Origin of the sequence: Microbacterium sp. LMX7-1.2 (genome assembly GCF_040675935.1) — a bacterium.
Classification (GTDB): Bacteria; Actinomycetota; Actinomycetes; order Actinomycetales; family Microbacteriaceae; genus Microbacterium.
The window spans coordinates 3,148,302-3,169,613 of the sequence record NZ_JBEGIL010000001.1 but is presented as its reverse complement, the minus strand read 5'-3'; the positions used below and the strand labels follow the sequence as shown (position 1 = coordinate 3,169,613).

22 protein-coding genes and 1 pseudogene are annotated in these 21,312 nt (G+C 70.5%); 14 read left to right on the top strand and 9 right to left on the bottom strand.

Annotated elements, in window-relative coordinates; genetic code table 11:
* Positions 1-3 precede the first annotated feature (3 nt).
* The gene (locus MRBLMX7_RS15555) at positions 4-705 is read right to left on the bottom strand and encodes a metal-dependent transcriptional regulator (RefSeq protein WP_363369839.1); all 702 of its coding nucleotides are present in this window, start codon (positions 703-705) and stop codon (positions 4-6) included.
* A 98-nt stretch (positions 706-803) separates the two neighbouring features.
* Here MRBLMX7_RS15555 and serC point away from each other — a divergent pair, with 98 nt between their 5' ends.
* Positions 804-1,916 carry a phosphoserine transaminase gene (gene serC / locus MRBLMX7_RS15550; protein WP_363369837.1) on the top strand — a complete coding sequence of 371 codons (1,113 nt, stop codon included), beginning with the start codon at positions 804-806 and terminating at the stop codon, positions 1,914-1,916.
* Between the two features lie 87 nt (positions 1,917-2,003).
* Here the strand turns inward: serC and MRBLMX7_RS15545 are convergent, their stop codons facing one another.
* Entirely contained in the window at positions 2,004-2,765 is a 762-nt protein-coding gene (locus MRBLMX7_RS15545; RefSeq protein WP_363369835.1) for a DUF3027 domain-containing protein, read from the bottom strand.
* Complete coding sequence (locus MRBLMX7_RS15540) at positions 2,749-3,129, bottom strand: cold-shock protein (RefSeq protein WP_050722660.1); 381 nt, start codon at positions 3,127-3,129, stop codon at positions 2,749-2,751. The genes MRBLMX7_RS15545 and MRBLMX7_RS15540 overlap by 17 nt, the downstream gene beginning before the upstream one ends.
* A 158-nt stretch (positions 3,130-3,287) precedes the next feature.
* Between MRBLMX7_RS15540 and MRBLMX7_RS15535 the strand changes: the two genes are divergently transcribed.
* From MRBLMX7_RS15535 to MRBLMX7_RS15510, 6 genes are all read left to right on the top strand, one after another.
* Entirely contained in the window at positions 3,288-3,560 is a 273-nt protein-coding gene (locus tag MRBLMX7_RS15535) for a multidrug ABC transporter ATPase (RefSeq protein WP_363369833.1), read from the top strand.
* Positions 3,561-3,571: 11 nt separating this feature from the next.
* Positions 3,572-5,284, top strand: coding sequence for a helicase-associated domain-containing protein (locus tag MRBLMX7_RS15530; RefSeq protein WP_363369829.1), 1,713 nt, complete (start codon positions 3,572-3,574; stop codon positions 5,282-5,284).
* 45 nt (positions 5,285-5,329) lie between these two features.
* Entirely contained in the window at positions 5,330-6,970 is a 1,641-nt protein-coding gene (locus MRBLMX7_RS15525; protein ID WP_363369827.1) for a DNA repair helicase XPB, read from the top strand.
* Between the two features lie 56 nt (positions 6,971-7,026).
* The gene (locus tag MRBLMX7_RS15520) at positions 7,027-7,713 is read left to right on the top strand and encodes a response regulator transcription factor (RefSeq protein WP_096714949.1); all 687 of its coding nucleotides are present in this window, start codon (positions 7,027-7,029) and stop codon (positions 7,711-7,713) included.
* Positions 7,714-7,770: 57 nt separating this feature from the next.
* On the top strand, positions 7,771-9,468 hold the full coding sequence (locus tag MRBLMX7_RS15515; protein ID WP_363369824.1) for a sensor histidine kinase: 1,698 nt from the start codon (positions 7,771-7,773) through the stop codon (positions 9,466-9,468).
* Between the two features lie 137 nt (positions 9,469-9,605).
* On the top strand, positions 9,606-9,893 hold the full coding sequence (locus tag MRBLMX7_RS15510; RefSeq protein WP_050722655.1) for a WXG100 family type VII secretion target: 288 nt from the start codon (positions 9,606-9,608) through the stop codon (positions 9,891-9,893).
* Between the two features lie 110 nt (positions 9,894-10,003).
* Here the strand turns inward: MRBLMX7_RS15510 and groL are convergent, their stop codons facing one another.
* The 4 genes from groL to MRBLMX7_RS15490 all read right to left on the bottom strand — a co-directional run bounded on the left by groL (position 10,004) and on the right by MRBLMX7_RS15490 (position 13,653).
* On the bottom strand, positions 10,004-11,623 hold the full coding sequence (gene groL, locus MRBLMX7_RS15505) for a chaperonin GroEL (RefSeq protein ID WP_363369822.1): 1,620 nt from the start codon (positions 11,621-11,623) through the stop codon (positions 10,004-10,006).
* Positions 11,624-11,745: 122 nt separating this feature from the next.
* Positions 11,746-12,324 (bottom strand): LytR C-terminal domain-containing protein, encoded by a 579-nt coding sequence (locus tag MRBLMX7_RS15500; RefSeq protein WP_363369820.1) that lies wholly within the window; start codon positions 12,322-12,324, stop codon positions 11,746-11,748.
* 69 nt (positions 12,325-12,393) lie between these two features.
* Positions 12,394-12,651 carry a DUF3263 domain-containing protein gene (locus tag MRBLMX7_RS15495; RefSeq protein WP_363369818.1) on the bottom strand — a complete coding sequence of 86 codons (258 nt, stop codon included), beginning with the start codon at positions 12,649-12,651 and terminating at the stop codon, positions 12,394-12,396.
* Between the two features lie 9 nt (positions 12,652-12,660).
* Positions 12,661-13,653 carry a DUF2332 domain-containing protein gene (locus tag MRBLMX7_RS15490; RefSeq protein WP_363369816.1) on the bottom strand — a complete coding sequence of 331 codons (993 nt, stop codon included), beginning with the start codon at positions 13,651-13,653 and terminating at the stop codon, positions 12,661-12,663.
* A gap of 67 nt (positions 13,654-13,720) precedes the next feature.
* Between MRBLMX7_RS15490 and msrB the strand changes: the two genes are divergently transcribed.
* Both msrB and MRBLMX7_RS15480 read left to right on the top strand, forming a co-directional pair.
* Positions 13,721-14,125 (top strand): peptide-methionine (R)-S-oxide reductase MsrB, encoded by a 405-nt coding sequence (gene msrB / locus MRBLMX7_RS15485; RefSeq protein WP_050722651.1) that lies wholly within the window; start codon positions 13,721-13,723, stop codon positions 14,123-14,125.
* Positions 14,122-14,652: pseudogene (locus tag MRBLMX7_RS15480) on the top strand (nitroreductase family protein); the annotation flags it as partial. The gene msrB and the pseudogene MRBLMX7_RS15480, both read left to right, overlap by 4 nt.
* A 154-nt stretch (positions 14,653-14,806) precedes the next feature.
* On the opposite strand, the gene MRBLMX7_RS15475 reads toward MRBLMX7_RS15480, so the two are convergent.
* The gene (locus MRBLMX7_RS15475) at positions 14,807-15,718 is read right to left on the bottom strand and encodes a DMT family transporter (RefSeq protein ID WP_363370956.1); all 912 of its coding nucleotides are present in this window, start codon (positions 15,716-15,718) and stop codon (positions 14,807-14,809) included.
* 121 nt (positions 15,719-15,839) lie between these two features.
* Between MRBLMX7_RS15475 and MRBLMX7_RS15470 the strand changes: the two genes are divergently transcribed.
* The 5 genes from MRBLMX7_RS15470 (at position 15,840) to MRBLMX7_RS15450 (ending at position 20,319) form a co-directional block, all read left to right on the top strand.
* On the top strand, positions 15,840-16,466 hold the full coding sequence (locus tag MRBLMX7_RS15470; protein ID WP_363369811.1) for an SOS response-associated peptidase family protein: 627 nt from the start codon (positions 15,840-15,842) through the stop codon (positions 16,464-16,466).
* A 113-nt stretch (positions 16,467-16,579) separates the two neighbouring features.
* Positions 16,580-17,491: an ABC transporter ATP-binding protein gene (locus tag MRBLMX7_RS15465; protein WP_363369809.1), complete on the top strand. Its 912-nt coding sequence runs from the start codon at positions 16,580-16,582 to the stop codon at positions 17,489-17,491.
* Positions 17,488-18,300 (top strand): ABC transporter permease, encoded by an 813-nt coding sequence (locus tag MRBLMX7_RS15460; protein WP_363369807.1) that lies wholly within the window; start codon positions 17,488-17,490, stop codon positions 18,298-18,300. Before MRBLMX7_RS15465 ends, MRBLMX7_RS15460 begins: the two co-directional genes overlap by 4 nt.
* A gap of 37 nt (positions 18,301-18,337) precedes the next feature.
* Positions 18,338-19,624 carry a sensor histidine kinase gene (locus tag MRBLMX7_RS15455; protein ID WP_363369805.1) on the top strand — a complete coding sequence of 429 codons (1,287 nt, stop codon included), beginning with the start codon at positions 18,338-18,340 and terminating at the stop codon, positions 19,622-19,624.
* Positions 19,621-20,319, top strand: a complete 699-nt coding sequence (locus MRBLMX7_RS15450) for a response regulator transcription factor (protein WP_363369803.1) — start codon at positions 19,621-19,623, stop codon at positions 20,317-20,319. Before MRBLMX7_RS15455 ends, MRBLMX7_RS15450 begins: the two co-directional genes overlap by 4 nt.
* Positions 20,320-20,326: 7 nt before the next feature.
* Here the strand turns inward: MRBLMX7_RS15450 and MRBLMX7_RS15445 are convergent, their stop codons facing one another.
* Positions 20,327-21,280 (bottom strand): aldo/keto reductase, encoded by a 954-nt coding sequence (locus MRBLMX7_RS15445; RefSeq protein WP_363369801.1) that lies wholly within the window; start codon positions 21,278-21,280, stop codon positions 20,327-20,329.
* Between the last annotated feature and the right edge of the window lie 32 nt (positions 21,281-21,312).

Sequence of the window (21,312 nt, the reverse complement as noted above, 5' to 3'; positions counted from 1 at the left end):
GGATCAGGCGGGTTCGCCCACGAGGAAGATGTGCGAGGCGAGCTCGACGGGCAGTTCGAGACCGTCGTCCTTGCCCTCCATCTGGATCAGGACGTATCCCTCGTTGAAGCGGTAGTCGCCCTTGGCGCCCGGCACCACTCCGGCGTCGCGGAGCTGCTCGAGGAGCTCCGGGTCGACCTGCGCGGGCTCGGCCAGGCGACGCACGGTCCCCTCGATTGGGGCGCCCGCGGCGTTGAGCTTCTGGACGAGGCCGATGACGCCCTCGTCGAACGTGCGGGCGGGGGCGTCGCCCAGCTGATCGAGACCGGGGATCGGGTTGCCGTAGGGCGACTCGGTCGGGTGGCCGAGCAGCTCGACGAGACGACGCTCGACCTGCTCGCTCATGACGTGCTCCCACCGGCACGCCTCGTCGTGCACGAATGCCCAGTCGAGCCCGATCACGTCGGACAGCAGACGCTCGGCGAGACGGTGCTTGCGCATCACGTCGACGGCCTTACGACGGCCCGAGTCGGTGAGCTCGAGCGTGCGGTCCTCGGAGACGACCACGAGGCCGTCGCGCTCCATGCGGCCGACCGTCTGCGAGACCGTGGGCCCCGAGTGGCCGAGGCGCTCGGAGATCCGTGCGCGCAGCGGCACGATGTTCTCCTCCTCGAGCTCGAGGATGGTTCGGAGGTACATCTCCGTGGTGTCGATCAAGTCGGTCATGTCGCCCTCCGGGTCTTCTTAGGCAAGCCTACATTCCCGCACGGACATCGGGGCGTCACGCGGCCGACACCGCGCGGGGCACGGCCTAGAATCGACGCATGCCGATCGAGATTCCCCGTGACCTCCTGCCCGTCGACGGCCGCTTCGGATGCGGCCCATCGAAGGTGCGCCCCGAGCAGCTCGACGCACTGCTCGCCGCGGGCCCCACCCTCCTCGGGACCTCGCACCGACAGGCGCCGGTGAAGAACCTTGTCGGCAGCGTCCGCGAGCAGCTAGCCGCATTGTTCCGCCTCCCCGAGGGGTACGAGATCATCGTCGGCAACGGCGGATCCACCGCATTCTGGGATGCCGCGGCCTTCGGCCTCATCGAACGCCGTAGCCAGAACCTCGTGTTCGGCGAGTTCGGCGGCAAGTTCGCCGCCGCGGCCGCCGCTCCGTGGCTCACCGCCCCCGACGTGCGCAAGGCCGAGCCGGGCACGCGCACCGTGGCCGAGGTCCTCCCCGACGTCGACGTCTACGCATGGCCGCACAACGAGACCTCCACGGGTGTCAGCGCACCGATCTCGCGCGTGGCCGCGGAGGGGGCGCTCACGGTGATCGATGCGACGAGCGCCGCCGGCGGCATCGACTTCGACGCCGCGCAGGCCGACGTCTACTACTTCGCCCCGCAGAAGAACCTGGGCTCCGACGGCGGGCTGTGGTTCGCGGCCGTGTCCCCGGCCGCGATCGAGCGCATCGAGCGCATCGCGGCCTCCGACCGCTACATCCCCGAGTTCCTCAGCCTGAAGAACGCCGTGGACAACTCGCGCCTGAACCAGACCCTCAACACCCCGGCCCTGACCACGCTGCACCTGCTCGACAGCCAGCTGAGCTGGATCCTCGCGAACGGCGGACTCGCCTGGGCGGGCGCGCGAACCGCCGAGTCCTCCGGCATCCTGTACGACTGGGCGACGGCCTCCGACGTGGCGACGCCGTTCGTGGCCGACCCCGCGGACCGCTCCCCCGTCGTCGTCACGATCGACTTCGACGAGTCGGTCGACGCCGCAGCGATCGCGAAGACCCTGCGCGCGAACGGCATCGTCGACACCGAGCCGTACCGCAAGCTCGGCCGCAACCAGCTCCGCGTCGCGACCTTCGTGTCGATCGACCCGGACGACGTCCGTCAGCTCACCCGGGCACTCGACTTCGTGTTGGAGAACCGGGACGCCTGACCAACGCGTCCGCAGACGAGAAGAGGAGGCCGCGCGATCGCGCGGCCTCCTCTTCTCATTGATCGTCCGATTCGCTCTCGCGGAGACTCACTCATCGTCGTCGGAAACGAGCTCTTCCGAATCGTCGTCGGAATCGGCGTCGTCATCCGAGTCATCCGCGGAGTCGGCATCATCCGAGTCATCTGCGGAGTCGTCGTCGTCATCCGAGTCGTCGTCGGAATCGGCCTGGTCTTCCGAGTCGTCGTCGTCATCCGAGTCGTCGGCGGAGTCGTCGAGCTCGTCGATGTCCACGCCGTCGAGGTCGCCACCGTGCACGGGGCGCGGCTCGCTCGTCAGCTCATCGTCGAGATCATCGTCGGCTTCGTCGTCGTCGAGGTCGTCGTCCTCCTCGGAGTCGTCCTCGAGATCCTCATCCTCGTCCTCGTCGATATCGTCGATCTCGTCGTCGATCTCGTCCTCGTCGTCGACGTCGTCCTCGGCGCTCTCGTCGTCGGCGGCGGCGACAGCCGCGGCCTGCTCGGCGAGCTCCGCCTGGTGCGCACGGTACTCGGCCAGCCGCTCGGCCCACGGCACCCACTCCGGCGCCAGGAGCGCGCCGTCACCGGGCAGGAGCTCGACCTCGAGCACGGTCGGCTCCTCGTCGTCGACGCGCGCCACCGTCACCGTCCAGTACCAGCCGGGGTAGCCCGCGAGCCGGTTCTCGAAACGCAGGGAGACCGAGCCGTCCTCCTCGGGGAGATAGCCGGCTGCGGGTCCGATGGTGGACTCGGGGGTGATCTCGCGCAGGGCCTCGAGTGCGAGATCGTGCGCCTCGACGAGACGCGGGTCGACGTCAGGCTTCGAGGTCATCGGCGACCTTGCGCAGGACGGCCGCGATCTTGCGACCGTGACCGGAGGACGGATAGCGACCGCGGCGCAGGTCGCCGCCGATGCCGTCGAGGAGCTTCACCAGGTCCTCGACGATGATCGCCATGTCGTCGGCGGGCTTGCGCTTGGCCTTCGACAGGCTGGGCGGCGCCTCGAGCACGCGCACCGACAGCGCCTGCAGACCGCGCTTGCCGTCGGCGACACCGAACTCGACCCGAGCGCCGGCCTTCACGGCCGTGCCGGCGGGCATCGCCGAGGCATGCAGGAAGACGTCCTGGCCGTCATCGGAGGCGATGAAGCCGAAACCCTTGTCTTCGTCGTAGAACCTGACCTTGCCGGTGGGCATGGGAGAAACCTCGCTGAGTCGGTGTGGAGCTGGATCGCCGCACGGGATGCGGCCCCACCAGCCTACCGGTCGGAGGCCCCTCGGATGCGGGCCGTGACGGGCGATCCCCGGTCACGCCGCGGATCCGCCTGCGCCGCCCAACGGCTAGGCTGAGACGGATGAGCACCCAGAGTCCGGAACCGGAGGTTCCCGTCCGTCGCATCGATCGCGTCCTGGCGTTCACGGCGCTCGGCCTCGCCGCGGCATCCATCGTGTGCTTCTTCGCGATCATCATCGGCACCGCGGTGGGCATGCAGCAGGAGGACTTCGGGGCGGGCGTCTGGCCCGTCGTCGCGGCCATCCCCTACTGGGGCCTCCCGTTGGCCTTCGTGATGATCATCGTGCTGCTCGCGATGAGCTTCATCCGGAAGGGCCGCGCGTCGCGGCCCTGAGGACCCCCGGCATGAGCACGCACGCCCGCCCGCTGGCCGACTGGCTGGCCGCTGCGAGCGATGCCGAGCTCGCGGCCCTGTTCGCGGCACGCGGAGTGCGCGCCGACGCCGGATGGCAGGATTTCTTCGACGCCGCGGAGGCCCTGCTCGATCCTGGCTCGGTCTCGCGCGCGCTCCCCTCCCTCACGCACGCGGAGGCCGACGCGCTGCGCCGGATCGCCGACGGCGGAGCACCAGCCGACGCGGATGCCGCGGCCGTCGCGACCCTGCGGCGGCTCGCGCTCCTGCGACCGGACGGCTCGGCGGCACCGCCCGTCGTGGCGGCGCTGGGCGACCGTCCCGCGCCGCCGGCCGCCGACTCGACGGCACCCGGAGCCTCGTCCGACTCCGCCGCGGCGCACGCGGCCGAGCGGGCCTTCACGACCGTCGCGACCGTCGCAGACCTCCTGATGCTCACCCGCGAACGCCCGCTTGCCCTGCTCAGCGGCGGGGCTCTGAACGCCGGCGAGAAGCGTCAGCTCGCCGAGCAGGGTCTCCCCGCCGAGCAACTCGACGACATGCTCGCGATCGCGTCCACCGCGGGACTCGTGGTGGGCCACGATCGGCGTCTGCACACCACGGAGCCCGCGGAGCGCTGGTTGCGCGCCTCCGCCGCGGAGCGGTGGTCGCAGCTCGCGACCGCATTCCGAGACGGTCTCCCGCGGGGTGTGCGCTCCGCCGATCAGGGCTGGATCCCGACCTCCGCCTGGGATGACGCGCACCCCTGGGACCCCGCGTGGCGTGAGCGCGCCGCGGCGCTGCGAGAGCACGCCAGGCTGCTGGGACTGATCGCCGACGACGGCTCGGAGCCCGCCTGGACCCGGCCGCTCCGCTCCGGCGCGGCGGCGGATCCGTCGGCCCTCGTGAGCCACCTGCCTGCCGAGGTCGACCGCATCTTCCTGCAGAACGACCTCAGCGCGATCTCGCCGGGCCCCCTCGCTCCGGCTCTCGACGTTCGGCTGCGCACGATCGCGGCACGCGAGTCCGCCGCGCAGGCGTCGACGTACCGGTTCACTCCGGAGTCGATCGCGCACGCGCTCGTCCAGGGGGAGACCGAGGAGTCGATCGTGTCGTTCCTCGAGGAGATCTCGCTCACCGGCATCCCGCAGCCGCTCCGCTATCTCGTGACGCAGACCTCCCAGCGCCACGGCCTCGTGCGCGTGTCGACCGACGAGGAGACCGGGCGCACGCGCATCGAGAGCGTCGACCAGAACCTCATCAGGGCGATGGCCGTCGACCAGGCACTGCGCCCGCTCGCGCTGACGGCGCACGTCGAGTCGCTGACGACCCGCGTCGGCCGCGACACCGTGTACTGGGCGCTCACGGACGCGCGCTATCCGGCGACGCTCGTGGACGAGCACGGCACCGCGATCGCCGGCGAGCGGCATCCCGCCGTGGCCGTTGCGCCGAGCACGCCGGATCACGCCGCACTCATCGCCGCACTGCGCTCGCATCAGGGGCCGGACGCCGACGCCGCCTGGCTCGACCGCGAGCTCGAAGCGGCAGTGCGCGCCAAGGCGGTGCTCCGCGTGACCGTGGGGATGCCGGACGGCTCGAGCCGCGATCTCGTGCTCGAGGCCACCGGCCTCGGCGGCGGCCGCCTGCGGGGCCGCGATCGCGCGGCCGACGTCGAGCGGACCCTCCCGGTCTCGAGCATCCGCTCCGCTACCGTGATCGCACCGTGACCGCGCTCGCCCCGACCTCGGGAACGCCCGGTAAACTGGTCTGCTATGTCTGATGGCCCCCTGATCGTCCAGAGCGATCGCACCGTGCTGCTCGAGGTCGCCCACGCGGATGCCGAGAGCGCCCGCCACGAACTCGCGATCTTCGCCGAGCTCGAGCGTGCCCCCGAGCACATCCACACGTACCGGATCACGCGCCTCGGGCTCTGGAACGCCCGTGCCGCCGGGCACACCGCCGAGGACATGCTCGAGACCCTCGACCGCTGGTCGCGCTTCCCCGTCCCGCCGTCCGTCGCGGTCGACCTGCGCGAGACCGTGAACCGCTACGGACGCCTCGTGATCGAGCGCGACGACGAGGGCGTGCTGATCCTCCGCTCGACCGACCCCGCCGTGCTCACCCAGGTCGCGAACAACAAGCGCATCCAGCCGCTGCTGATCGGCCACCCGTCCCCCGAGACGTACGTCGTCGACGCGTGGGCACGCGGGCAGATCAAGCAGGAGCTGCTCAAGATCGGCTGGCCGGCCGAGGACCTCGCCGGGTACACCCCCGGCACCCCGCACGAGATCGAGCTCGACGAGGGCGCCTGGCAGATCCGCCCGTACCAGCAGGATGCGGTCGACGCGTTCTCGAAGGACGGCTCTGGCGTCGTCGTACTCCCCTGCGGTGCGGGCAAGACGATCGTGGGAGCGGGTGCCATGGCCGCCACCAAGACGACCACCCTGATCCTGGTGACCAACACGGTGTCGGCGCGCCAGTGGCGCGACGAGCTCCTCAAGCGCACGAGCCTCACCCCGGAGGAGATCGGCGAGTACTCGGGCCAGGCCAAGGAGGTCAAGCCCGTCACGATCGCGACCTACCAGATCCTCACGGCCAAGCGGAAGGGCCAGTACGCGCACCTCGCGCTGCTGGACGCCCTCGACTGGGGCCTCATCGTCTACGACGAGGTACACCTGCTCCCCGCCCCGGTCTTCAAGCTCACCGCCGACCTGCAGGCGCGCCGTCGCATCGGACTCACCGCCACTCTCGTGCGTGAGGACGGCCGCGAGGGCGATGTGTTCAGCCTGATCGGGCCCAAGCGCTTCGACGCCCCCTGGAAGCAGATCGAGGCGCAGGGGTTCATCTCCCCCGCGGTCTGCTACGAGGTGCGCGTGGACCTTCCGCCGGACGACCGGCTGGAGTACGCGGCAGCCACCGACGACGAGCGCTATCGGCTCGCCGCCTCCGCCCCCGCGAAGATCGACGCGGTACGGGAACTGATCGCGAAGCATCCCGATGAGCAGATCCTCGTGATCGGCCAGTACCTCGACCAGCTCGACACGCTGTCCGAGGCGCTGAACGCGCCGCAGATCACCGGGGCCACCCCGGTCGACGAGCGCGAGGAGCTGTACCGGCAGTTCCGCGAGGGCGAGATCCAGCTGCTCGTGGTGTCGAAGGTCGCCAACTTCTCGATCGACCTCCCCGAGGCCTCGGTCGCGATCCAGGTGTCCGGGTCCTTCGGCTCGCGACAGGAGGAGGCTCAGCGCTTGGGACGCCTCCTGCGGCCCAAGCAGTCCGGCCACACGGCGAGCTTCTACACGCTCGTGGCGCGCGACACGATCGACCAGGACTACGCGCAGAACCGCCAGCGCTTCCTCGCCGAACAGGGTTACAGCTACACCATCGTGGATGCGGATGCCATCGCGGCCTGACCGCCGCTCCGACGAATAGTCAGCATCCGCATGGCCGGAGTCACCATAATGGGGTCATGACTGATGCGCGCATCCTGGTCGTCGACGACGAGCCGAACATCCGCGACCTCCTCTCCACGGGGCTGAGCTTCGCCGGGTTCCAGGTGAAGACGGTGGCCAACGGCGCCGCCACGATCTCGGCGGTGCTCGAGGAGGAGCCGGACCTCATCATCCTCGACGTCATGCTCCCGGACATGAACGGCTTCAGCGTGACCAAGCGCCTCCGCGGCGCGGGCTTCACGGCGCCGATCCTGTTCCTCACCGCCAAGGACGGCACCGACGACAAGATCGAGGGCCTGAACGCCGGCGGCGACGACTACGTCACGAAGCCGTTCAGCCTCGACGAGATCGTCGCGCGCGCACAGGCCATCCTCCGTCGCACGATGCAGGCCGACGAGGAGTCGATCATCCGCGCCGGCGAGCTGTCGATGGACCAGGACACGCACGACGTGCACGTCGGCAAGGAGCCGATCGAGCTCAGCCCGACCGAGTTCAAGCTCCTGCGCTACCTGATGCTCAACCCGAACCGCGTGCTGTCGAAGGCGCAGATCCTCGACCACGTGTGGGAGTACGACTTCAACGGCGACGCCGGCATCGTCGAGAGCTACATCTCGTACCTGCGCCGCAAGATCGACCCGCACACCGAGGAATCGGTCATCCAGACCAAGCGCGGCTTCGGCTACATGCTCAAGGTCGGCAAGTAGGTCTCGCCGACGACGGCGGGCCGTCGTCGCACCGCGCGTGACCGGAGGGAGGACCGCATGGCGCACAAGCCCGACGCGGTCACCCGCTGGTGGCGCGCGATCAGCCTGCGCGCGAAGGTCACGGGAGTCACCGTCGCGGTGCTCGCGCTCGGACTTCTCGTCGCCGGGCTCGGCACGGTGCCGATCCTCCGCACCTCTATCGTCGGCAACATCGAGGGCCAGCTGCCCGCCCTGGTGGCGACCGACCTCGCACCGCGGTACTTCGACGTCTCGACCGAGGACGACAAGACCGTCTACACGGCGCGCGAATCCCCGCGCGACTTCTTCGTCGCGATCTACGACGGCGAGGGCGTGCTGCAGGCCACGACCGGGAGTTCGGCGAACGGCACCCCGCTGTTCCCGTCGACGTACACGCTTCTCGACGCGCAGAACAACACCGACAGCGTGTTCTCGCTCGACGGCACGAAGGGGTCGAGCTTCCGCGCGGCGGTGGCCCTGTTCCCCGGCGAAGGCGGTGGGGCGCTGCGCATACAGATGGTCGCGATGCCCCTCGACTACGCGGATCGCATCATCAGCCAGTTCTTCGGCATCTACGTCACCGTCGCTCTCGTCACGATCCTCATCGCCGCGCTCCTCACGCGCGGCCTCGTGACGCTGACGTTCCGCCGGTTGGGGCAGGTCGAGTCGACGGCGATGTCGATCGCTGCCGGGGACTTCAGCCAGAGACTCACGGATCTCGAGCCCACCACCGAGGTGGGGCGTCTGAACTACGCCATCAACACGATGCTCGACCGGGTCGACGGCTCGCTCGCGCAGCGGGACCGCACCGTGCAGCACATGCGACGCTTCATCGGCGACGCGAGCCACGAGCTGCGCACCCCGCTCGTGAGCGTCCGCGGCTACGCCGAGCTGTACCGGATGGGCGCGATCAAGGGCGAGGAGGACACCGCCCGGGCGATGGAGCGCATCGAGAAGGAGGCGATCCGGATGGGCGTGCTCGTCGAGGACCTCCTCGCGCTGGCCCGCCTCGACGAGGAGCGCGAACCCGAGATCGAGGCGCTGGACCTTCGCCCGATCGCCCGCGACGCCGCCCTGGACCTGCGTGTCGCGGCGCCGGCGCGCACCGTCACCGTCATCGACCGCACCGTCGAGGCTCCCCTGATCGACGTGACCACCCGCTCGAACCCGATCCTTCCCGAGGGGCCGAGTCCCGCACCGCGCGCCGCCCGTTCCCTCGGTGCCCTCGGCCGCCTCCGTCGACGTTCGCGCACGCCCTCCGCCCAGGTGCCGGCGATCGACTTCACCGAGGCGACCGACATCCCCGTCCGCACACCGCCGATCGTGCTCGGCGAGGAGAACAAGGTGCGGCAGGTGGTCACGAACCTGTTGGGCAACGCCCGCCGGTTCTCGCCGCCGGAGAGCCCGCTCGAGATCATCGTCGACGCGGACCGTGTGCGCGGAACCGGCAGCATCTCGATCGTGGATCACGGCGAGGGGATCCCCCCGCAGATCCGCGAGCAGATCTTCGAGCGGTTCTGGCGCGCCGACACCTCGCGCGCGCGGGAGACCGGAGGATCGGGGCTCGGGCTGGCGATCGTCGCCTCGATCGTGAAGGCGCTGCACGGCAGCGTCGCCGTCTCGGAGACGCCGGGCGGCGGAGCCACCTTCACCGTGACTCTTCCGCTCGCCCCGTCCCGGGCCACTCCGGCGCATCTGCTGGAGGACACGCAGCCCCTCGACCCGCTGGACCTCTGAATCCGCCCCGCACGATCTCTCCTTCACCGCCTCCTCACGGCGCCTGTTGTGCACAGGCATCGGGCCGGAGGCGCAGGGAGCGGATGCCGTGGCCGGGCGCTCTCGTAACGTCGGAGGCTCCATCGAGAGGAGATCCCATGTCCGTCTTCACCGTCGACACCGATGCGGTCGCATCCGCGCAGGCCGCCGCCCTGGCCACCATGGAGCGTCTGCGCACGGATGCTGCGACGCTCATGAGCCAGCTGACGCAGTTGCAGTCCAGCTGGGTCGGCACGGCGTCGAACGCCTTCCAGGGCTGCGCCGACCAGTGGCGCGGCGCGCAGCTGCACGTCGAGCAGTCGCTCGAATCGATCGGGCACTCGCTCGGCAGCGCGGCGACGCAGTACGCCGATGCCGACGCGTTCTCGGCGTCGCTTTTCCGCTGAGCGCCCGCGACGCGCTGTTCGCACACGCAGAGACGCCCCGGCCGAAGCCGGGACGTCTCTGTTGTCAGTTGCGGGTTCTGACCGCTGTCGGACCGGAGCCCTTCAGGGGATCAGAAGTCCATACCACCCGTCGGGTCGCCGGCGGGAGCCGCGACCTTCTCGGGCTTGTCGGCGACGACGGCCTCGGTCGTGAGGAACAGGCCGGCGATCGATGCCGCGTTCTGCAGCGCCGAGCGGGTGACCTTGGCCGGGTCGATGATGCCCTGTGCGAACATGTCGCCGTACTCACCGGTCGCGGCGTTGAGGCCCTGGCCCGCGGGGAGCTCGGAGACCTTGTTCGCGACGACACCCGGCTCGAGGCCGGCGTTGAGGGCGATCTGCTTGAGCGGAGCCTCGATCGCGACGCGCACGATGTTCGCACCGGTCGCCTCGTCGCCCGAGAGCTCGAGAGCGTCGAGTGCCTTGGTGCCGGACTGGATCAGCGCGACGCCACCACCGGGGACGATGCCCTCCTCGACGGCTGCCTTCGCGTTGCGGACGGCGTCCTCGATGCGGTGCTTGCGCTCCTTGAGCTCGACCTCGGTGGCCGCGCCCGCCTTGATGACGGCGACGCCACCCGCGAGCTTCGCGAGGCGCTCCTGCAGCTTCTCACGGTCGTAGTCGCTGTCGGTGTTCTCGATCTCGCGACGGATCTGCGTGACGCGTCCCTCGATCTGGTCGGCCTCGCCGGCGCCCTCGACGATCGTGGTCTCGTCCTTGGTGACGATGACCTTGCGCGCACGGCCCAGGAGGTCGAGCGTCGCGTTCTCGAGCTTGAGGCCCACCTCTTCGGTGATGACCTGGCCGCCGGTGAGGATCGCGATGTCCTGCAGCTGCGCCTTGCGGCGGTCGCCGAAGCCCGGAGCCTTGACGGCGACGGACTTGAAGATGCCCTTGAGCTTGTTCAGCACGAGCGTCGCGAGAGCCTCGCCCTCGACGTCCTCGGCGATGATGACGAGCTCCTTGCCGTCCTGGATCACCTTGTCGACGATGGGCAGAAGGTCCTTGATGTTCGAGATCTTCTGGTTCGCGATGAGGATGTACGGGTCCTCGAAGACGGCCTCCTGGCGCTCCGGGTCCGTGACGAAGTACGGGTTCAGGTAGCCCTTGTCGAAGCGCATGCCCTCGGTGAGCTCGAGCTCGGTGCCGAAGGTCTGCGACTCCTCGACCGTGACGACGCCTTCCTTGCCGACCTTGTCGATCGCCTCGGCGATGAGCTCGCCGATGGCCGGGTCAGCGGCGGAGATGGACGCGGTGGCCGCGATCTGCTCCTTGGAGTCGATCTCCTTCGCCGAGGCGAGCAGCTCGTCGGTGATGGCCGTGACGGCCTTCTCGATGCCGCGCTTGAGCGAGATGGGGTCCGAACCGGCCGCGACGTTGCGCAGGCCCTCGCGGACGAGCGCCTGAGCGAGGACGGTGGCGGTGGTGGTTCCGTCGCCGGCGACGTCGTCAGTCTTCTTGGCGACCTCCTTGACGAGCTCCGCGCCGATCTTCTCGTACGGGTCGTCCAGCTCGATCTCCTTGGCGATCGAGACGCCGTCGTTCGTGATCGTGGGGGCGCCCCACTTCTTCTCGAGCACGACGTTGCGGCCCCGCGGGCCGAGGGTCACCTTGACGGCGTCGGCGAGGATGTTGAGGCCGCGCTCGAGGCCGCGGCGGGCCTCCTCATCGAAAGCGATGATCTTTGCCATGAGTTTTGTCGTCCCTCCTGGACGTAGACGTGGGGTTTAGCACTCAGAGTGAGAGAGTGCTAACGCCATTCTGGCACTCGACCCCATCGAGTGCAAGCCGCCGGGAGGGACTGCGGCCGGCGCTACGGAGCCGGGGTCTCCTCGGGGCTCGCGGGCGGGTTCGCCGAGTCGTCGAGGCCGATCACCACGGTGAGCTGCTTCTGTCCTTCCGCAGTCTGCGCTTGGTAGAAGTCGCTCTGCTGCACGTCGGCCCCGCCGATGAGCCCGGCAAGCCCGATCGCCGCGAGCTCGTCCTCGTCGGCCACGTAGTAGACCGTGGTGGTGGTGAAGTCCTGGCTCGTGCTGTCGCTCGCGAACACGACGTCGGCCGCCCAGCCGTTGTTGATGAGGGTCTCGCGCATCTGCTCGTCGAGTCCCTCGTCGGCCGTGGCGTTGAGGATCAGCACGGAGTACGAGGTGTCGATGACGCCGGTCTCCTCCGGCGTGGGCGTGGCGGTCGGCACGGCCTCGGGGAAGAGGGTGATGCGCCCCATCACCACGAGAGACCCGAAGATGCCGCCGATGATCAGAACGAGAGCGGCCACGAAGGACCACAGGAGCACGATCCAGCCGTTCATCCCCGGCGCTTCGGCGCGGTGCGCGCCCACGCGTCCGGAGGAGCGGGGGACGTCGTCGAATCGATCGCGGTTCGGCTTAGACACCCCTCGATGCTAACGGCACGAGGCTGTGCATCCTCATCTCCGCCGTCGAGGCATCCGGCGCGCCGCGATTCAGCCGACGAATCCGGGGGTCCGCGTCGATCGCTGGAGCGCGCGGGCGTCACGGATCCGCCGCAGCCGTCCGATCAGCATCGGGTCGTACTGCAGCGCGTCGTCCGACTCGATCAGACGGCCGAGGAGCTGGTAGTACCGCGCGGCGCTCATGCCGAGCTGTGCGCGGATGACCTCTTCCTTGGCGCCGCCGTGACGCGGCCACAGGGTCTCGAGCGCGAGGATCTGCCGATCCCGTTCGCTGAGTTCTCCGCGCATGCGCTCAGACTACGTCGCGGTCGGCTCCGCGCCCGTGCGCCACTCCCACCACCGGCCGAGCGGGTCCGCCTCCGCCCGCAGGACCCCGTCGAGCGCGACGACGAAGCCCGACCACTCCTCGCTCCGGACGGGCGGGGTCCACACGTCCAGGAGGGCGGGCGGATCGATGGTGATCCAGCGCGCCGGGAGAGAGCGGATGCGGTCGACGAGTGCCGTCCGCTGATCGCGCGGGATGTGCACGAGCACACCGGGGGTCGTGATCACGAGAGTCGCGTCCCGTGGCGCGAGCGCCACGAGCTCGTCCAGACGCGCCCCCGCATCGCCGGCGAGCAGCAGCGGCGGATCGGCCGCCGCGATGTCCAGCGCTGCGGCGACACGCTGCTCGCGACCCTGCTCCCCCGGCCACACGAGCCCCTGCAGCCAGGCGCGGTCGCGCGGATCGCGCGCATCGAGCGGAGCCAGGTCGATGCCCGCGCGCCACACGATCTCCGGCATCCGCATCGCCGGCAGCGGGCCCGCGACGCGGCTCTCGAGCACCACGGTCGACGGGCCGTCGTGCGGATCGAGCGCGCGGAGGACGCGTCCGTCATCCGAGACGAACCGGTACGAGTAGCGGTCGGGATAGAGGCAGAGCCCTGCCGACGCGCCGATCTCGAGCAGCGCGATCGGTCCCTCGATCTCCGACAGCACCGGCAGCAGAGGCGCGAGCCGCAACGGCTCGTTGGTCTGCAGGCGACGCTCGGAGCACTCCGCGACGATCACCTCAGCGTGCGCGATCACGAAGGCACGCCAGTCGGCGTATCCCCCGAGTCCCACGCCCAGCATGCGCGTGACCGCGAACACGAGCGGCGGCTGCCGGCGGGTGTCCGGGATGCGCGCGAGGATGTCGCGGATCGCCCGGTCCTCGGCGACCCCCGAGGCCCACTCGGCATAGAGTTCGCTGCGGCCCGGAGCCTCCTGCGTGGCGAAACGGGCGTAACGCTGCTGCACGGCATCCGTCATATGACCATTCTGCCGCGCCGACTCCCGCCGGACGCGAGAGAATGGGTGCAGACCCCCAGGAGGACCGATGTCGTACAGCGTGGACAAGACCGAAGACGAGTGGCGCGAGGAGCTCGGCGCCGACCAGTACGCCGTGCTGCGTGAGGCCGCGACCGAGCGCGCCTGGACCGGCGAGCTGCTCGACGAGGGCCGCGCCGGCCTCTACACCTGCGGCGCGTGCGACGCCGAGCTGTTCAAGAGCGGCACGAAGTTCGACTCCGGATGCGGCTGGCCCAGCTTCTACGAGTCGATCCGCCCCGAAGCGGTCGAGCTCATCGAGGACACGAGCCTGGGCATGGTGCGCACCGAGGTGCGCTGCGCGAACTGCGGCTCGCACCTGGGCCACGTCTTCCCCGACGGGTTCGGCACGCCGACCGGCGACCGTTACTGCATGAACTCGATCGCGCTGAACTTCACGCCAGACGAGGCATGACCGCACTCGACGCCGTCCGCGCGCGGCAGTCCTGGTCGAAGGTCACCGACCAGGCGCCCACACGCGAAGAGCTGATCCCGCTCGTCGCAGCGGCCGGTCGGGTGGCCGACCACTCCTCTCTGCGTCCGTGGCGCCTGATCGAGCTGCGCGGTGCGGACCGCGAGGCGCTCGGCACCGCGATCTCGGAGGCTCAGGGGGACGCCTCGCCGTCGGGCAAGCCGCTGCGCGCACCGCTTCTCATCGCCGTCGTCGCGAGCTACCGCACGAGCGACAAGGTGCCGCGCTGGGAGCAGGAGGCCGTCGCCTCGGGCGTCGCGCACGTGCTGAGCCTGCTGCTCGACGAGGCAGGGTGGGGCGTGCTGTGGCGCACCGGACATTACACGCGCGCGACGGCCGTCGCGAAGGCGCACGGTCTCACCGCGAACGAGGAGCTGCTCGGCTGGCTCTACGTCGGCGGCAAACCCGAGGGCAAGCGACCCGGTCGACGCAAGCAGATCGATGCCCGCGCCCTCATCACCCGGATGCCACGGCCTGCGGCGTCGACGGCCGAGGAGGCGGACGCGGAGGTCCGCCCGCAGGAGAAGAAGAAGGACAAGGCCAAGAAGAACACGTCCAAGAAGGACAAGTCCAAGAAGGACAAGCGCAAGAAGGACAAGCGCAAGAAGAAGGCGAAGAAGTAGCTCAGGAGCGACGGCGACGCGGCAGGGCGACCACCACGGACGACACCGCGACGACGACCATCCCGACGATCTGCCACAGCGCCGGCCCGGCCGCGGCCGGCCAGAGCAGGTCGATCACGATCGAGGTCGCGAGCTGCCCGAGCACCGACCCCAGCCCCATCAGCAGCACGCCCGTGTGCGCCACGATGAACGCGCCGAGCAGGATGTAGGCGAACCCCAGGAACCCGCCCAGGTAGAGCCACGGCTCCGCGGGCGGCGGCTGCGGGAGTCCGCGTATCGCGACGCTCACCCCGGCCGCGAGCAGGAGCGCGATCGTGCCGGCGACGAAGCTCGTGAAGGTCGCGATGAGGGGCGACCCCACGCGCTGTGCCAGACGCCCGTTCGTGGCCGCCTGCCAGGCGATGCCGACGCCCGCGGCGAACGGCAGCAGCAGCATCCACAGCGGAGCCGCCTGCAGCACGTCGCCGCTCAACGAGATCGCGACCGCGGCGAGCGCGAGCACCCCGCCGGCGACACGGCCGGGGGTGACCGCGACGACGCCGGCCGGCCCGAAGCCGATCCGGTCCAGCACGAGACCGTGCAGCGTCTGCCCCGCGACCACGCCGACCGTGAACAGCGAGACGCCCAGCACCCCGGCCGTCACGCCCTGCGTGGAGACGGTCAGTGCTCCGCAGGCGCCGCCCAGCAGCATCCAGAACGGGATGCGGCGGTCGCGGATGCCGATACGCAGACGTCCGACGCCGCGGCGCGCGGCGGGGATGCAGGAGATCACGGCGACGAGGGTGAGGAGGCCGACCGCGAAGGAGATGAGTCCGGCGACGATGCCGTTCTCGACGCGGACGCCGAGCACGCCGTTGATCCGCGCCTGCACTGCGGTGAGCACGCCGATCGCGACTGCTCCGCCGAGCGCCACGGGAGCGGGGAGTCGGCGGGTCGGGGTCACCTGTCGACACTACCCCCGCGCCCGTGCACGCCGTCGCGCACGCTCCCGCAGGGCCGGTGCGAGTGTCGGCGCCCCGGCGTACGCTGACGGCATGTGCGCGAGCTACGGTCTTGATCCCCGGTTCACCGATACCGAACTCCTCGAAGCCGCCGACGAGGAGGTGCTCGAGGGTCTGCGCGGATGGGCGGAGGGGAACGCCGGCGAGACCGTGCGTCCGACCGGCAAGAACCTCCGCAACCTGAATCCGATCGTCGTGCAGCCCGATGCCGCGCCGGCCCTCGAGCCGGCATGGTGGGGATTCCTGGTGAACGGCGAGCCGTCGAAGTTCCCCTCCATCAACACGCGATCCGAACGGCTGCAGGATCGCCCCGGCGGGCTCAAGACCCGAGCCCTGGTCCCCGCGACGAGCTGGTTCGAGATGAAGAAGCCCGAACGCGTGTGGCACGAGTTCCTCGTCGACGACGGCGCCCTGTTCGGAATGGCCGCCGTGACGCAGCACGGGCGCACGAGCGACGGCACCTCGTTCACCTGCTACTCGATCGTCATGCGCCCGGCCCCCGAGCACCTCGCCGGCATCCACGATCGGATGCCGCTGCTCGTCCCCGCGTCCCTGAGCCACGACTGGCTCACGGCCGAGCCGACGCGGGAGATCATCGACGAGGCGATCGCCGCGTCCGAGGAGGTCGTGGCACGGGTGAGCGCCCGCCCGCGCCCCTGACCGGAGGGCTGAGGCCCGTCGTCCTCAGGTGCCGGAGAGGACACCGGAATGCTGCAGCATCCGGTACCACGGGAGGACGCGCGCCGCCGCACCGGACGCGTAGCGTCGGAGACATGATCACAGCAGAGGGCCTCACGAAGAGGTTCGGAGACAAGACAGCCGTCCAGAACGTGTCGTTCACGGTGCAGCCCGGCTCGGTGACCGGCTTCCTCGGCCCCAACGGCGCGGGCAAGTCGACCACGATGCGCCTGATCGTCGGGCTGGACCGCCCCACGTCGGGCGTCGCGACGATCGGCGGCCGCGAGTACCGCGGTCTGCGCGCACCCCTCACCGAGGTCGGAGTGCTGCTCGACGCCAAGGCCGTGCACACCGGCCGCACCGCCCGCAACCACCTGCGCGCCATGGCGGCGACCCACGGCATCCCCGCCTCCCGCGTCGACGAGGTCATCGATCTCGCCGGCATCGGCTCCGTCGCCCGCAAGCGCGCGGGCAAGTTCTCGCTCGGCATGGGTCAGCGCCTCGGGATCGCCTCGGCACTGCTCGGCGACCCGCACACGCTCATCCTCGACGAGCCCGTCAACGGCCTCGACCCCGAAGGAGTCCGGTGGGTGCGCCAGTTCGTGCGCCACGCGGCATCCGAGGGGCGCACGGTGCTGCTGTCGAGCCACCTCATGAGCGAGATGGCCCAGACCGCCGACCACGTGATCGTGATGGGCCGCGGCCAGGTGCTGGCCGACGCCCCGCTCGACGAGCTCGTGCGGGCCTGGACCCGCAACACCGTCCGCGTGCGCACGCCGCGCGCCGCCGACCTGGCCGCCGCGGTCGGCGGCCCCGACGTCGAGATCGTGAGCTCGGCCCCCGATCTGCTCGACGTCGTCGGCCTCCCGGCCGCCCGGATCGGCGACCTCGCCGCGGACCGCGGCATCCCCCTGCACGAGCTGACGCCGACCACCGGATCGCTCGAGGACGCGTACCTCGCCCTCACCGGCGAAGCCGTCGAGTACCGCACCAAGGAGATCTCATGACCACCACGCAGACCGCGCCCCGTACGCGCGCGCAGGTCGACACGGGTCGACGCCTCACCTTCCTCCGCGCCGTGCGCGGCGAGTGGATCAAGCTCGCCACGCTCCGCTCCACATGGTGGTCGATCGGCCTCGCCGCGGTGCTGACGATCGGCATCGCCGTCCTCATCGCGCAGGCCATCGACATGCCTGGCTTCGAGCCCATCCAGGCCGTCGTGATGCCGATCCAGTTCACGATGCTGCTGGCCGGCATCCTCGGCGCGATCGCCGTGACCGGGGAGTACTCGACCGGGATGATCCGCTCGACGCTCACGGCCAATCCGCGCCGAGGCTCCGCGCTGCTCGCGAAGGCACTCGTCGTCGCGGTGTTCCTGTTCGTGTCGTCGCTCGTGATCTTCTCCGCCGCGGCGGCCGCTGTATCGGCGATCGTGGCGCCCCGCGAGCAGAGCATCGACTGGGCGGACCCGGCGGCATCCGTGCTGCCGATCGTCGTGTCCTCGCTGTCGATGGCGGTGTTCGCCCTGATCGGCGTGGCCTTCGGGTTCATCCTCCGCTCCGGCGCCGGGGCGATCGCCGCGACCGTCGGCCTGCTGTTCGTGCTGCCGATCGTCGCGAACTTCTTCGCTCTCGCGGGCGAGGCGTGGGCGTGGGTCATCGACGCCGCCGCGTACCTGCCGGTCGCCGCCGCGCAGAGCGCGATCCTCCCCGAGGGTGCGACGCTGGACGAGCCCGTGGCCTTCCTCACGCTCGGCATCTGGGCTGTGGGCGGACTCATCGTGGCGTGGATCGTGCTGCGCACACGCGATGCGTGAGCGCGCACTCCTCGGCACGGCCGCGTAGAGTCGCCGCGTGACCCGCACCCGCAGCCGCAGCGCCTCCCTCCGCGAGGAGGAGGAGCTGCGGCTGCCGCGTCCCCCCGGAGTCCTCCGGCGCTTCTGGGCACGGCACCCGGTCGTCGCCGACGTCCTCATCACACTGCTGTGCCTGGCGCTGTCGCTCCTCCCCGCTGCTCCGTTCGCGGAGACGGGCGACGCCACGCCGCTGCGCGTCGTGTTCGCCGCGATCGCCCCGATCGCCATCATCGCCGCCTGTGTGACGCTGATGTGGCGCCGCCAGGCGCCCCTCGTGCCGTTCGTCGCCTCCTTCGGCGTCGAGGCTCTCCTGCTGTTCGCACCGCAGCCCGCGGGCACGCCGCTGATGTTCGTCACCTGCTACTCGTTGGCCGTGTACCGCTCGACGCGCACGGCCTGGATCGGGTTCGGGATCGCGCTCGCGGCTCTCACCGGCGTCTCGGGTCTGCTGCTGCTCGCGGGCGGCGTGACGTTCCAGATCGCGATCAACGCAGTCGTCACCTCGCTCGTGCTGGGGCTGATCGGCACGCTCATCGGCGTGAACGTCGGCGGCCGCAAGCGCTACATCGCCGCCGTGATCGATCGCTCACGTCAACTGCTCGTCGAGCGCGATCAGCAGGCCCAGCTCGCTGCCGCGGCAGAACGCGCCCGGATCGCGCGCGAGATGCACGACATCGTGTCGCACTCGCTGACCGTGATCGTCGCCCTGTCCGAAGGTGCCGCTGCCACGAACGACCGCGCCCAGGCTGCAGCCGCCTCGACGGCCTCGGCGGAGACGGCTCGCAGCGCCCTCACCGAGATGCGGTCGATGCTCGGCGTGCTGCGCGACGCCGAGTCCCCGCTGCCGCTCGCCCCGATGGCCCCTGCGGAGCCGCACGACACGGTCGCGACCGCGCAGCGGGCCGGCTTCCCGGTGACGCTCTCGGTGAGCGGCGAGGCCGCCCTGCCGCCGGCCGTCGCGCACGCGGTCGGTCGCATCGTGCAGGAGGGCGTGACCAACGCGATGCGCCATGCACCCGCCGCCACGGCGATCGCCGTGCGAGTCGCCCACGGTGCAGACGACGTGACCGTCGAGATCGCGAACGACGGCGCATCCGAGACGAAGGGCACGTCGGGGTACGGCCTGCGCGGACTCGCCGAGCGCGCGGCGCACGTGGGCGGGCGCATCGTCTCGGCCCCAGTGCCGGGCGGGCGATGGATGCTGCACGCCGTCCTCCCCCGGAGCGGAACCGCCCCGCTCCCCACCGACCCCTCACCCGCCCCCGCCACGAAGGAGCGCTCATGAGCACCCCGATCTCGATCCTCCTGGTGGACGACCAGGAGCTCATCCGCCTCGGCTTCCGCATGGTGCTGGAGGCCGAGGCCGACATGGTCGTGGTCGGCGAGGCGGCCGACGGGCACGCCGCGATCGCGCAGACCGCCGCGCTCGCGCCCGACCTGGTCCTCATGGACATCCGGATGCCGGGACTCGACGGCATCGCGGCGACCGAGGCGATCGTGCGGGAGCATCCGCAGACGCGTGTGCTCGTGCTGACGACCTTCGACCTCGACGAGTACGCGTTCGGTGCCATCCGCGCCGGGGCGAGCGGATTCCTGCTCAAGGACGCGCACCGTCAGGAGATGCTCTCCGCCGTCCGTGCGGTGCATCGCGGCGATGCGGCGCTGGCCCCGCGTGTGACCAGGATGCTGCTCGAGCACGTGACGCCGCAGCTGGGCGCTGAGCAGTCGGGCGCGAGCGCCCCGCTCGACGACCCCTCTGCGGGGCTGACCGACCGTGAGCGCGACGTGTTCCTGGAGATCGGGCGCGGACTCACGAACGCCGAGATCGCCCGCGCGCTCTACGTGAGCGAGTCGACCGTGAAGACGCACGTGGGGCGTGTGCTGTCCAAACTGGGCGCGCGCGACCGCATCCATGCCGTCATCCTCGCGCACCGTCTGGGACTGGTCGGCGACGACGAGGCGCCGCCGACCGAGTCCTGAGCCCGGCTCAGTTCGATGCCGACGTCCACTCCGAGACGCGGTTCAGGGTCGCGACCTCCTCGGACGTCAAGTCGAGACGGGCGCCGGCCAGGAGGTCCGGGACCTGCTCGACCGTGCGGGCGCTCGCGATGGGGGCGACGACCGTCGGCTGCGCGCGCAGCCACGCGAGCGCCGTGGCGGCGATCGAGGCGTCGTGTGCCGCGCCGATCTCCTCGAGCGCGTCGATGATGCGCAGACCGGCCTCGGTCGCGTACTTGGCTGCGCCACCGGCGCGCGGAGACGACTGCCCCTCGGCATCCGGCGAGCGGTACTTGCCGGTGAGGAAACCGCTCGCGAGCGAGTAGTAGGGCACGAGACCGAGCTCGAACTCCTGCGCGACCGGGATGATCGTCTCCTCGACATCGTTGCGGTGCACGAGGTTGTAGTGCGGCTGGATCGCGACGGGGCGGGCGACGCCGAGCCGGTCGGAGATCGCGATCCACTCGCGGATGCGTTCGGCGGTGTAGTTCGAGACCGCGACGTTCCGTACGAGGCCGTCGGCGACGAGTTCGCCGAACGCGCCGACGGTCTCCTCGAGCGGCGTGCTCTCGTCGTCGAAGTGTGCGTAGTACAGGTCGATCGCATCGACACCCAGACGCGTGAGGGAGGCCTCGGCGGCGCGGCGGACGTTCGCGGCAGCCAGGCCGCGGAAGTCCGGATGCTGGCTCACCTTGGTCGCGACGACCACGTCAGAGGGCTTCCGCGACGTGAGCCACTCGCCGATGATCGTCTCGCTCTCACCGCCGGAGTTGCCGTCGATCCACGCGCTGTACGAGTCGGCCGTGTCGATGAAGTCACCGCCGCCGTCGACGAAGGCGTCGAGCACGGCGAAGGACGCATCGCGGTCGGCCGTCCAGCCGAACACGTTGCCGCCCAGCGAGAGCGGGAAGACGGACAGGTCACTGGTTCCGATGCGAGTCATACCGGGGACAACCCGCCTGTCCGCTGAGGTAT

Bases quoted from the DNA above. Each gene is read 5' to 3' on its own strand.
- MRBLMX7_RS15535 (WP_363369833.1), top strand. From the start codon at position 3,288: ATGAGCACCCAGAGTCCGGAACCGGAGGTTCCCGTCCGTCGCATCGAT.
- MRBLMX7_RS15470 (WP_363369811.1), top strand. From the start codon at position 15,840: ATGTGCGCGAGCTACGGTCTTGATCCCCGGTTCACCGATACCGAACTC.
- MRBLMX7_RS15530 (WP_363369829.1), top strand. From the start codon at position 3,572: ATGAGCACGCACGCCCGCCCGCTGGCCGACTGGCTGGCCGCTGCGAGC.
- MRBLMX7_RS15510 (WP_050722655.1), top strand. From the start codon at position 9,606: ATGTCCGTCTTCACCGTCGACACCGATGCGGTCGCATCCGCGCAGGCC.
- MRBLMX7_RS15525 (WP_363369827.1), top strand. From the start codon at position 5,330: ATGTCTGATGGCCCCCTGATCGTCCAGAGCGATCGCACCGTGCTGCTC.
- groL (WP_363369822.1), bottom strand. From the start codon at position 11,623: ATGGCAAAGATCATCGCTTTCGATGAGGAGGCCCGCCGCGGCCTCGAG.
- MRBLMX7_RS15545 (WP_363369835.1), bottom strand. From the start codon at position 2,765: ATGACCTCGAAGCCTGACGTCGACCCGCGTCTCGTCGAGGCGCACGAT.
- MRBLMX7_RS15555 (WP_363369839.1), bottom strand. From the start codon at position 705: ATGACCGACTTGATCGACACCACGGAGATGTACCTCCGAACCATCCTC.
- MRBLMX7_RS15495 (WP_363369818.1), bottom strand. From the start codon at position 12,651: ATGCGCGGAGAACTCAGCGAACGGGATCGGCAGATCCTCGCGCTCGAG.
- MRBLMX7_RS15450 (WP_363369803.1), top strand. From the start codon at position 19,621: ATGAGCACCCCGATCTCGATCCTCCTGGTGGACGACCAGGAGCTCATC.
- MRBLMX7_RS15515 (WP_363369824.1), top strand. From the start codon at position 7,771: ATGGCGCACAAGCCCGACGCGGTCACCCGCTGGTGGCGCGCGATCAGC.
- MRBLMX7_RS15465 (WP_363369809.1), top strand. From the start codon at position 16,580: ATGATCACAGCAGAGGGCCTCACGAAGAGGTTCGGAGACAAGACAGCC.
- MRBLMX7_RS15540 (WP_050722660.1), bottom strand. From the start codon at position 3,129: ATGCCCACCGGCAAGGTCAGGTTCTACGACGAAGACAAGGGTTTCGGC.
- MRBLMX7_RS15445 (WP_363369801.1), bottom strand. From the start codon at position 21,280: ATGACTCGCATCGGAACCAGTGACCTGTCCGTCTTCCCGCTCTCGCTG.
- MRBLMX7_RS15520 (WP_096714949.1), top strand. From the start codon at position 7,027: ATGACTGATGCGCGCATCCTGGTCGTCGACGACGAGCCGAACATCCGC.
- MRBLMX7_RS15460 (WP_363369807.1), top strand. From the start codon at position 17,488: ATGACCACCACGCAGACCGCGCCCCGTACGCGCGCGCAGGTCGACACG.
- serC (WP_363369837.1), top strand. From the start codon at position 804: ATGCCGATCGAGATTCCCCGTGACCTCCTGCCCGTCGACGGCCGCTTC.
- msrB (WP_050722651.1), top strand. From the start codon at position 13,721: ATGTCGTACAGCGTGGACAAGACCGAAGACGAGTGGCGCGAGGAGCTC.
- MRBLMX7_RS15490 (WP_363369816.1), bottom strand. From the start codon at position 13,653: ATGACGGATGCCGTGCAGCAGCGTTACGCCCGTTTCGCCACGCAGGAG.